Source organism: Sphaerisporangium sp. NPDC049002 (genome assembly GCF_040649355.1).
GTDB lineage: Bacteria > Actinomycetota > Actinomycetes > Streptosporangiales > Streptosporangiaceae > Sphaerisporangium.
Genome location: NZ_JBEZFH010000372.1, coordinates 2,139 through 3,399, shown reverse-complemented (window position 1 = coordinate 3,399; position 1,261 = coordinate 2,139). Strand labels below are relative to the sequence as shown.

Sequence of the window (1,261 nt, the reverse complement as noted above, 5' to 3'; positions counted from 1 at the left end):
GGTGTGGGTGTCTGGTGGTGGGTGGGGTTGGTGGCCTGTTTGTTGTTTGTGAATTGCATAGTGGACGCGAGCATCTTTGTGGCCAAGTTTTTTAGGGCACACGGTGGATGCCTTGGCATCAGGAGCCGATGAAGGACGTGGGAGGCTGCGTTAAGCCTCGGGGAGTCGCCAACCAGACGTTGATCCGGGGATGTCCGAATGGGGAAACCTAGCACCAGTCATGTGGTGTTGCCGCCGTCTGAATGTATAGGGCGGTTGGTGGTAACGCGGGGAAGTGAAACATCTCAGTACCCGTAGGAAGAGAAAACAATAGTGATTCCGTGAGTAGTGGTGAGCGAAAGCGGATGAGGCTAAACCATGCGCGTGTGATAGCCGGCAGGTGTTGCGTGTGTGGGGTTGTGGGACCCTCTGGGAGGAGCTGCCGTTCCTCCAAGCAGTGATAAATCCGGCTGGTAGTCGAAGCTTCTGGGAAGTTGCGCCGTAGACCGTGAGAGTCGGGTAGGCGAAACTGGTCGGACTGTTTGAGGGGATCCCAAGTAGCACGGGGCTCGAGGAATCCTGTGTGAATCTGCCAGGACCACCTGGTAAGCCTAAATACTCCCTGATGACCGATAGTGAACAAGTACCGTGAGGGAAAGGTGAAAAGCGCCCCGGTGAGGGGTCGTGAAATAGTACCTGAAACCGTGTGCCTACAAGCCGTAGGAGCTTAGACGAGGCTTGCCTTGTTTGTGATGTGACTGCGTGCCTTTTGAAGAATGAGCCTGCGAGTTATGGTGTGTGGCGAGGTTAACCCGTGTGGGGGAGCCGTAGCGAAAGCGAGTCTGAATAGGGCGTTTGAGTCGCATGCTGTAGACCCGAAGCGGAGTGATCTACGCATGGGCAGGTTGAAGCGCGGGTAAGACCGTGTGGAGGACCGAACCCACCAGGGTTGAAAACCTGGGGGATGACCTGTGTGTAGGGGTGAAAGGCCAATCAAACTCCGTGATAGCTGGTTCTCCCCGAAATGCATTTAGGTGCAGCGTCACGTGTTTCTTGCCGGAGGTAGAGCACTGGATGGCTGATGGGCCTTACCGGGTTACTGACGTCAGCCAAACTCCGAATGCCGGTAAGTGAGAGCGTGGCAGTGAGACTGCGGGGGATAAGCTCCGTAGTCGAGAGGGAAACAGCCCAGACCACCGACTAAGGCCCCTAAGCGTGTGCTAAGTGGGAAAGGATGTGGAGTCGCAGTGACAACCAGGAGGTTGGCTTAGAAGCAGCCACC

The 1,261-nt window shown here is 56.1% G+C and carries 1 rRNA gene (running past one end of the window); it reads left to right on the top strand.

The features are described 5' to 3' along the window. Positions 1–80 precede the first annotated feature (80 nt). Positions 81–1,261, top strand: a 23S ribosomal RNA gene (locus AB0B89_RS35515) (it continues 1,933 nt past the right edge of the window).